General features: G+C 35.3%; 11 protein-coding genes. 5 read left to right on the plus strand and 6 right to left on the minus strand.

Going from position 1 to position 9340, the window contains the following annotated elements; translation table 11 throughout:
• Positions 1–10: 10 nt before the first annotated feature.
• From CXF76_RS13385 to CXF76_RS13395, 3 genes are all read right to left on the minus strand, one after another.
• Positions 11–409, minus strand: coding sequence for a hypothetical protein (locus CXF76_RS13385; RefSeq protein WP_024590534.1), 399 nt, complete (start codon positions 407–409; stop codon positions 11–13).
• 1 nt (position 410) lies between these two features.
• On the minus strand, positions 411–1325 hold the full coding sequence (locus CXF76_RS13390; RefSeq protein ID WP_101163929.1) for a zinc dependent phospholipase C family protein: 915 nt from the start codon (positions 1323–1325) through the stop codon (positions 411–413).
• A gap of 99 nt (positions 1326–1424) precedes the next feature.
• Positions 1425–2012 (minus strand): hypothetical protein, encoded by a 588-nt coding sequence (locus CXF76_RS13395; protein WP_024590532.1) that lies wholly within the window; start codon positions 2010–2012, stop codon positions 1425–1427.
• A gap of 262 nt (positions 2013–2274) precedes the next feature.
• On the opposite strand from CXF76_RS13395, the gene CXF76_RS13400 reads away from it, so the two are divergent.
• From CXF76_RS13400 to CXF76_RS13420, 5 genes are all read left to right on the plus strand, one after another.
• On the plus strand, positions 2275–3912 hold the full coding sequence (locus CXF76_RS13400) for a cyanophycinase (RefSeq protein ID WP_101163936.1): 1638 nt from the start codon (positions 2275–2277) through the stop codon (positions 3910–3912).
• Positions 3913–4015: 103 nt separating this feature from the next.
• Positions 4016–4264: a hypothetical protein gene (locus CXF76_RS13405; protein ID WP_007580368.1), complete on the plus strand. Its 249-nt coding sequence runs from the start codon at positions 4016–4018 to the stop codon at positions 4262–4264.
• Between the two features lie 290 nt (positions 4265–4554).
• The gene (locus CXF76_RS20805) at positions 4555–4851 is read left to right on the plus strand and encodes a hypothetical protein (protein ID WP_232785122.1); all 297 of its coding nucleotides are present in this window, start codon (positions 4555–4557) and stop codon (positions 4849–4851) included.
• Between the two features lie 289 nt (positions 4852–5140).
• Positions 5141–5833 (plus strand): ATP-binding protein, encoded by a 693-nt coding sequence (locus CXF76_RS13415; RefSeq protein ID WP_101163930.1) that lies wholly within the window; start codon positions 5141–5143, stop codon positions 5831–5833.
• A 226-nt stretch (positions 5834–6059) separates the two neighbouring features.
• The gene (locus CXF76_RS13420) at positions 6060–7139 is read left to right on the plus strand and encodes a hypothetical protein (RefSeq protein ID WP_101163931.1); all 1080 of its coding nucleotides are present in this window, start codon (positions 6060–6062) and stop codon (positions 7137–7139) included.
• Positions 7140–7201: 62 nt separating this feature from the next.
• Here CXF76_RS13420 and CXF76_RS13425 read toward each other — a convergent pair whose 3' ends face one another.
• The 3 genes from CXF76_RS13425 to CXF76_RS13435 all read right to left on the minus strand — a co-directional run.
• Complete coding sequence (locus tag CXF76_RS13425; protein WP_101163932.1) at positions 7202–8392, minus strand: hypothetical protein; 1191 nt, start codon at positions 8390–8392, stop codon at positions 7202–7204.
• Complete coding sequence (locus tag CXF76_RS13430) at positions 8379–8789, minus strand: AAA family ATPase (protein ID WP_232785123.1); 411 nt, start codon at positions 8787–8789, stop codon at positions 8379–8381. The genes CXF76_RS13425 and CXF76_RS13430 overlap by 14 nt, the downstream gene beginning before the upstream one ends.
• 5 nt (positions 8790–8794) lie before the next feature.
• On the minus strand, positions 8795–9340 hold a 546-nt coding region (locus CXF76_RS13435; RefSeq protein WP_232785124.1), incomplete at its 5' end, for a hypothetical protein.

The following is a 9340-nucleotide window of genomic DNA, read 5'->3' on the forward strand; positions in this document are numbered from 1 at the left end:
GTTTTATTACCTAATTACAGAGCTGTTGGGCGTTTATGGTTATTTCGCACTGATGAATAGCCTCAGCTCCCCAATGCTGTATATCTGATTGAGCAGTACAGCCTGCATCTTCAATTAAAGCCGTATTGGCATCACATAAGAGTAGCACTGCGTTATCATCTTGTATGTTCACGATAAGCGTGTATTCCCCAAAGGGTGCAAGTTTGCTTAAATCGTTATTAACAGCAGCTTTTAATAACTCATCAGTTGTTGAATAGGGTGTTTCACTAAATTTTAATGTGCCATCAACGGCTGTAGCAATATCTTTTAATTGCGAGGCTAAGTCGGCCATCACTTCTGGATTGTTATTTTTTGAAGTGTAGCAACCGCTAAGTAATACTATGAGGCTTATACAAAGTAAGTGTTTCATTTTATTTGCTCCAAACCGTCAGCGTGTTTTGTTCATCGTAGCCTGTATCTAGGTTCCAATTTTTAATTGCACTGCAATTAGTATCTAAAAATACGGCATTGGCAATAACGGTTATGTAGTGCTGAATATTGCTAACGGCAAAGTCAAAAATATCGTTGTAATGCATAGGCTCGTGCGGCGTTTTTAGTTGTTCAATAAAAGTGGAGTCTACTTCGTTTGGGCGAGGATAAAACAAACCTAAATCAGCAGCAACATGGCGTGCACAGGCAAATAATCGATAGCTTTCTTCAACATTATTTACTACAAGCTGAAAACCGTTATGCCATGAATTAAAGTTAGGAGCGTGTTGTGCAGCGTAGCTTGGGTGAACCGTTAATAAAGCATGTTGCCAAATTTTTGCAATATCGGTATCAAAATTATCGTCTTTGTTAGTACAAGATCCAATATTTTGTTGCACGCGGTCAGCATAACCTAACTCACCTAAATTTAAACGCTGCCAAATAAATGCATCTTGGTTCATTTCGCAGGCACGGTGCGCCGTTTGATTTTGCTCATACGGGCCTACTTTTAATTCAACAACCGGATGCACCGTTATATCCGCAGCAACATGGGCCATATAACCGCATAACCAAGCAAAGCACTTTTCAAATGCTTCACTTTCAAGTGTTTTGCAGTATTCAATCATGGCTTTAAGTAAATCGCCTGTGTGCTCATAGTGCATTAGGTCGGCCCACGCATTTTGGCTAGGCTGCGCTACTGCTAAGTAAGGATAATCGGGGGCTACACAGCCTAGTTCAAGGTATGCTTGGCGTTGGCTCAAAATAAGTTTTGCCTTTTTAGGCATATCCATTTTAGCGAGTGATTTGGTTTGCGTTGCAATATTAACGGCTGTGATGTGCGCAAAAGCACCTGGCATTGTCATATCCTTATGATTTATTAATAAGAGTACAGGTTAACATTGAGAGGGGGTTAAATAAAGCCAACTAAATGCAAGTATAGCGGGGGTAAACACCTATTAAATTAGCTGCTCAACTAATTGGCCATTCTCGTATAATTTAGCATGTTGACGTTTATGTTCTTCAAATAGGTAAGCTCTTAGTTGCTCTTGACCGCTATGAATTTGTGTTATTTTAGCAGCTATACCTTGCGTGCTTTGTCTTACGGGTTCTATCTCCATCGAAATACTTTGTTTGTTAGGCAAAATAAATTCCATGTGCTGCGATTTATTTAAATGGTTACCTTTTCTGAGGGGTTTTAAAAACATCCCCGTGTTTGATATTGATTCAATTTTAAACCCTTGGCTTTTAATATTTAGCTCACTCCAGCGCCAACTGCGCAGTGTGCCTTGTGTGTCTATTACTTCGGGGGCGTTTAAAATAGGTTTGATTATACCGGCGCTATCAATTTTTAAGTCCAACGGAAACCATAACTGATAGTGTGCAACCTCTGCGAGCAGGGTTAAATTAGCGCTACTAAGTAAGTGAGCAATATTGGCTGGTACTGAACTTTGTAACGTTAAAACGTGACTGTTGTGCGCATGTGACTTTTTATTAGGCTTGAATAACTCAGCAAAAAAATTTATCTCTTCATTAGAAAAGTCCATATTTCACCCCAGTTACATAAAATAATTCACCACCGTAATTTAAACAATGAAATTGGTCAATAAATGCTCCGTTTAAATTTGTTTAGATAATATTTACAAAGGCAAAAGGGCAAACTAAACAACGTATTTAAATGAAGTGCTTAACCCTATCGCTTTTCAGAGACTTGAATTATTTAACATTTATAAAAATATATTTAGGCTCAAGTGGCTAGCTGTTAAACTGCAACACATTAGTTTTATAATTTATATTAGAGTTTACATTATGATATGTGCATTTTTACGTGATCAACAGCCGAAGTTACTAGGTATGTTAGTGGCATTGTTTGGTGTTGGATATTCAATAAATGCAGTGGCTCAAGAGCAAAACCAAACTTTAATTTTAGTGGGGTCAGAGCTTACTACCTGTACTAGCGCAAAGCTTAACAATTGCCAAAAAGAGACTGCTATTGATGGTAAGTCACATAATTTATATGCTGTTAGCAGCGCTCAAATAAAAAACATCACGCAGCACTGGCCTAATAATAACGTTGAGGCAAAAACGGCTGTATTAAAAACACTTAAAACCTTGCTAGGTAAATCGTCAAATAGCGTATCTAAAACAGATTTATTATGGCTATGGCGCGATATAAATAACCAGCAATTAGAAAGCCTGACTCAGCAAGAATACAACTTTGTATTTGATATGCTAGAAGTGCCGCTACTTGATAAAAACGGTGAGCGCTTAAAAGAGCAAGTAAATACCGATTTTAATATTGAGGTTGCGACTAATAATATTTTACAATTTGTGTCGGGCAGTTTAAAAGTTAATAACGCAAAACCCACCATACTTGCTATTACGGCATCGAGCCGCGACCCTTATGAGTCGGCAGATGTAGCGCAGAGTCTTTTAGCACAATCAAATATAAACACTCAATGGTTAGCACTAACGCCAGCACTTGCTAAAGCGATTACGAGTAACTCGTGCGATGAATTACCCGCTCTCAGAAATACATTAATGAATGTGTATAACCGGGAAGCAATTTATCCAGAGTACACAAAGGCCGAATACGCTTTATGCAAAAGTGGCACTAATGCACTTGTATCACTTATTAAAAATAGTACCGGTGTGATGTTTAATAGCGGTAATGCAGCATTAACTCACAAGGTATTATTTGATCAAAACAATAACCCATACCCGTGGACGCAAGCATTGCAAACTCGCCCAGTAATTGTAGGTGAAGGCGCGGGCGCAGCAATCCAAAGTAAAGTGACGGGCATGCTTACAAATACGACAAGCCTTGAGGCACTTCGCAAAAATGAAAATAACATTAATGCTGGTGGACTTGGCAGCTTTAATTTTGGTGTACTAGATACTCAATTTAGCGAACAAAACCGTACATTTAGGCTTACAGCAGCGTTAAATAAAAACGAAGTAAAAAATACTAAAACAGAGATTCAACATGGTTTTGGTATTGATGAAAATACGGCTTTGGTTGTTATTAAATCATCAGAAGGTGGTTTAATAACCGTAATAGGCAAAAGTGGTGTAGTGCATTTAGCTAACCAAAGTAAAGCACAACCTGAGAGTAAGAGCTATAGCTACTCGTACTGGCCTACAGGCAGCGTAATTGATATTACCAATAACACGTTTATTCTAAGCGAGCGCACAATAGATGAAGCGTTACCGGCTATAAAAATACCTCCATTGCCTGTGCAGCGCTTTGGTGCAATTTTAACAAACTCAAAACTGCGCTCACTTACTCAAGCTATGTGCCTAAGCCAAGAGCAAAGTGCGGTAGCTCAACAAGATGAGTTTATAATTAGCCTTACAGCAACGAGTGACACACAGTATCATCGCGTTAATGCAAAAGAGTTTGGTTGTGCGCTAAGCAATTTAGAGTTAGCTATAAAGTCGATTTAGTTACTAACCTGAGCCAAGGGTTTAAGTTTTTGGCTCTTCTCTATAAAATAGCCACCATAATGATTTAAAAGCCTAGCCAAGGCCTTACTAAAAGAGTTTTAAAATGAATAATGAAAATGACGTAATTGATACTTTAGCCGAACTAGAAAGCTTTTTAATAGATGTCGAAAACGGTGGTTTTGGACTTAAAGGTGTTGCCGGTGTTGGCATGGCTACTAATAACAAAGATGGCAGCCGTTTTGTTGCTGTGTTTGACGATAATCAAAAGCTACTTTTAGCACGCATGATTACAGAAGACGTATTCCAAACAGGGCAAGACATGGTACGTAATGGTGTAGGGCGCAAGCACTAGTATTATTTAGTTAGAAAGCGTCAATTGACGCTTTTATTTATTGGCTATTATAAGTTTAAAGAAATAACCCGCCGCGAAATTTTTAAAAGATACTTGATCCAATAACAGATAGAGGCGCAAAACGTAGTCTATTCTTACGCAAATGTTTAAAGAGGCTATTCAAGCATTTGAACGTCTCCCCCAGTTATGCGTAAGCCAACAAGCCATATACGCATTCTAATGCATAACTAACAGGTTGTTGGCCAATAGAGGTTACAGGCGCACAGTGGCAAGAGTTTAATTTTGACAAAATGATATGGACAATCCCAGCCGAGCGCGTAAAACAAAACAAATATGGCGAAAGAACCCATAAAGTACCGATTACTCAAAATATGGTTATTTTGATTGATGAGTTACGGGCAGCATTTGGCTATCTCAATTCTAAATATGTATTTCCGGGTACAACAACTAATAAATCAGGCCCAGGTGAGCAGCCTATTGATAGGCATTCATTATCGCGCTCTATTTGCCGTAAATTAGAACAATTGGGAGTACCAAAGTTTTGTACCTCACGATTTAAGAAGAATCGTAGCAACTCGTTTAGGTGATGCAGATATTGGAGCCGATCCCATAGTGATTGAAAAAATACTAAACCATCAATTGCAAGGAGTACAGGGCGTTTATAATATGCAGACGTATATGGACAAGCGCCGCAAAGCTTTGGAAGAGTGGGGAAGAAAACTCATAGTATAAATGCATGTATGCTTTCAAATTAAAAACTAGCCGTTTGTGCATAAATACTTTTTCTATCTCAGTTTCAATGAATTGATAGTTGATTTTGTGTATTATTAGATACTAGTAATTGTTGATTAGAACTTTTAATAGGGAAGATTTAAAGTGCAAATAGATGTTAAAGGTAAGGTACAAAATCTTACACTATCCCCAAATGATCGCCTTGTTCCTCTATTCGAGGCTATCGTTAACTCAATCCAAGCCACGAATGAAGGCGATAAGGCAGATTTAATTGTTAAAGCCTTTCGTCAAACAACCCAAGAAGTTTTGAATGGCGAAGACCTTGGATTTCAGCAGATAGAATCGTTTGATATTCTTGATAATGGGGCGGGGTTTAACGAGGACAATTATCTTTCATTTAAGACGGCTGAATCGACATACAAATCTAGCTTAGGTTGTAAAGGAGTTGGCCGTTTCACATGGCTTAAAGCCTTTGAATCAGTTGAAGTTGAGAGTACTTATGTAACAAATTCAGCAATAAAAAAACTGACTTTTAATTTTTCTGTTGATGATGTTGATTTTGAAAATGAAAAATTAATCGATGCTGATGCATCAGATAAGTTAAGAACTAAGGTTTCCCTTCTAAGAATTCAAGAACCTTATAGAGGACGATTACCTAAAGATTTAAATAATTTAGCTTCAGAAATTATAGAACATTGTTTGATTTATTTTTTGGAAAAAAAAGTTAAGTCGTTTAAATTAATAGATGATTGCGGGGGGCAGATTGATTTACTTCTTCTTTTTGAGACTACATATTCTAAAGAGATAGAGCAGAATTTTTTTTTCTATCGGTGCTAATGATTTCAAAGCTTATTTCTTTAAAAATATTAGAATAAATAAACAAAAAAATCATAAAGTTTTTTTATGTGCTGACTCACGTTCTGTAAGAGGTTATACATTAAAAGAATACGAAGAAAATATCCCGCCCAGCTTTGAAGGTATAGATTGTAATAAGTTTAATTTTTCTATTTATTTAACATCGGGCTACCTTGATCAATACGTTAATCAAGAACGAACAGGTTTTATGATCGCCGAAAAATCAGACATGTGTGATGATGAGGAGCTGCCTTCCATAAGTACAATTATCATTGAGTTGATGGTTTATGGAAGAACAGTATTTCAACCTTTCTTGGAGCCCATGTTTGTAAAACATCGAAAAATGATTGAACAATACGTTAATCATGGCGGTTATGAATACAGACATATAATTAAAAACCGCCCATGTTGGCTAAATAAAATCCCTTTTGACCTGTCCGATGAGAAGCTTGATCTTGAGTTACACAAACTGAATCGAAACTATGAAATTGAGTTAAAAGAAAAAGCGTTGAGCCTTAAAGATGAAATAAAGCACAGTAAGATAAAAGACTATTCGGCCTATAAGGATTCTTTGAAAAAATATACTGCTGATTTAAACGAGATAGGTAAGTCAAACCTTGCTAAATATATCGTTCATCGCAAAGCCGTAATAGATGCGCTTGAATTTAGCTTAGAGTTTCAAGATGATGATAAATATGCTTTAGAGGATACTGTTCATGACATCATTATGGTTATTCGCTCTACTAGCGATGATGTACAGGAGCATAATTTATGGCTAATTGACGAGCGTATGGCTTATCATAAACACCTTGCATCGGATAAGTCTTTTAAATCAGTAACGGATATCGATTCCAAGGATCGACCAGACTTATTAGTTTTCAATAATCCTGTTGTTTATGGAGATGATAAACGTGAAACGTCTACTGCTATTATTGTAGAATTTAAACGCCCAATGCGTAACAACTATAAAGATTCTGATAATCCAATTGATCAAGTTACTGGTTATGTACTTAAACTAAGAAAGCCTAATCAAATTAAAGATGATAAAGGTCGAGAAGTTTATTTAGATAAGCAAATACCAATTTACTGTTATGTTATTTGTGATTTAACTTCTTCAATTCGTGATATTCTTGAGGTTAGAAATTTTAAGCCACTTTTGGATAATCAGGGCTATATTTTTTATAACGATAACCTTAATACTGTAATCGAAGTGATTTCGTTTGATAAGCTCTTAATCGATGCGAAGAAGAGGAATAAAATTTTATTCAAAAAACTGAATTTAGAATAATTTAGAGAGGTAGTTATAGCCATATAAGCTGTCATTACCTTTGTTCTCTTGTATTCATAACATCAATCCGCTATATCATAACTGCGACCTGTTAAAAAATTAAGGGCGTCTATTTTAAGCTTCTGATATTGTTCTTTGGTTGGAGATTTATCAAGGTCAACATCCAAACGTAGACGAATCAAATCCTTACTATTTAGTATTTCTTCAGCATTTTCATTACTCGTATTTAATAATAGTTGGTAGCGCTCATCTAGTTTTATAAACCAATCTTTTACGTTATTTTTATTATGATTCGCTCGAATTTTAAATAATTCTAAGTTTTTATCTAAATCATTATTAAGCTTATTAACCGTTATATCTAAGGCATCTTTACTCCGGCCTTCATCAAACATAAAGTTAAAATTAAAAAGTATCTCTTGAGTTATTCCACTTATATATGGATGAACGTAGCCCAACATTGAAGCGTCTCTTTTGTACCTTTGATTACAACGCCCACCTGCTGGAATTAAATTTGATAGTGTTAGCGCTAGAAATGGAAACTTCGATTTTGGAAAGAAATGGTCCAAATCTGGTCTTGTTTCTGCTCCTTTCTCATTTATCGTTTCTATATCCTCATTGTTGCAATATGGGCATATATCCAGACTCAAACCATTAGTAATTTCATGCCCAAAAAATTTTGATATAGCTTCATAATTAAAAACTTTCACAAATTCATTTACCCAATCAGGATATAGCGCCTTAATTTTATCGCTCAAAGTATGATTACCAATTTTCATTGAGTTTAATGATGTTAACTGCGCTTTAATATCTGAAGCTAATACTGCACTTTCCATTTTACGAATAATTAATGGTAGGTATATTGACTGTCGCTCATTTGATAGCAATCGAAGTTTGATAAGAACTTTTTTGTTGATAGCTTTTATTATTTCTTTTTCTGTTTTTTTACGAATTGGCATCGATGTAACTGACGGATCTAAATCAATATCTTTTAAGTAATACTCTAAACAGTACCTCTCTGAGAGTTCATGTAACTTGTCGTAAATGATAAATATTTTTTCATATAGTTCATTGGCATCACATAAGACCAAATCTTTGATAAATTGGTCAGTAAATAATGCTGATATGCGCTGTTTATCTATTTTTGATGCTTTCAAGGACATAGCAGAAAATGCAGGAATTAACCCTTCAGTAACTACTTTCTGTTCATAGCGGTTAAGAAAGTTTTCGCTAGGGTAATAATTAACTTTTATCATCGTGACCTAATATCATTTGCTGTATATTTTTGCTTTTTATTTTTTTGATTAGATTGATATCTTGTAAAGACAGCGCATTTTTATTAGAACGATTTAGTAATAGATTGATTGCTTTTTTTGAATGTTCACCGAAAGTGGAGTTTAGGTGCATACCCTCTAAATAGAGATCAGTAATATTGGAGGCAAAGCCATAGGACTCTACTACTTTAGTTTTGTTTTCTTTTCTTTCAAGAGAAACGATGTCTTCCGGTAGAAAGTCACTTATTATTATAGGTGAATGTGTGCTTAAAATTAATTGAACGGTATTATCTGGAAACTCAATTTTAATAAATTCAAGTAATTCAGAAAAAAAGCTTCTCTGCCAGTCTGGATGAAGATACAAATCCACTTCATCCATCACGATTAGATGATTAGATGATTAGACGTAGAGTGATTTTTTTGGTCATGTATATAATTATATAGCTCAGAAAAAATATTTAGTTTTGCAAATTCACCAGTACTAAACCCATTCCAACCATACAGAAAGTTATTTAAAAAAAGTGGAGGTAGTGTTGAAATACAATTAGTTAATTCAATTATAAGGTCTGTATTAAATGTTGATAGCTTGTTGTTTTCTTCTATATGAGTTTCAGTTATGTACATGGTAATGTAATGTGAGATTTTTCCAAGAATGTTAAGTATTTCTCGATACTTTAAAAGTATTATAGGTGCATCTAATTTTACAATATCGTATGAGCTATCAATACTTGATCTCCGGTGCTTACTTCTTACTTCTGATAGTACTTTAGCTATTTCTCCTCCAGTAAACTTATCATCTAATACATTAATCAGTAATTTAATAAAAAATTCATCTCTATAGGCCTTGCCAATAATGCTAAGTTTAGATAAATAATTGCAAATTGATAAAAGGTTGGCTCTTAGTAGTTGATAACCCACAGTTTGATACTC

Source organism: Pseudoalteromonas sp. 78C3, from assembly GCF_002836695.1.
GTDB classification, from domain to species: Bacteria; Pseudomonadota; Gammaproteobacteria; order Enterobacterales; family Alteromonadaceae; genus Pseudoalteromonas; species Pseudoalteromonas arctica.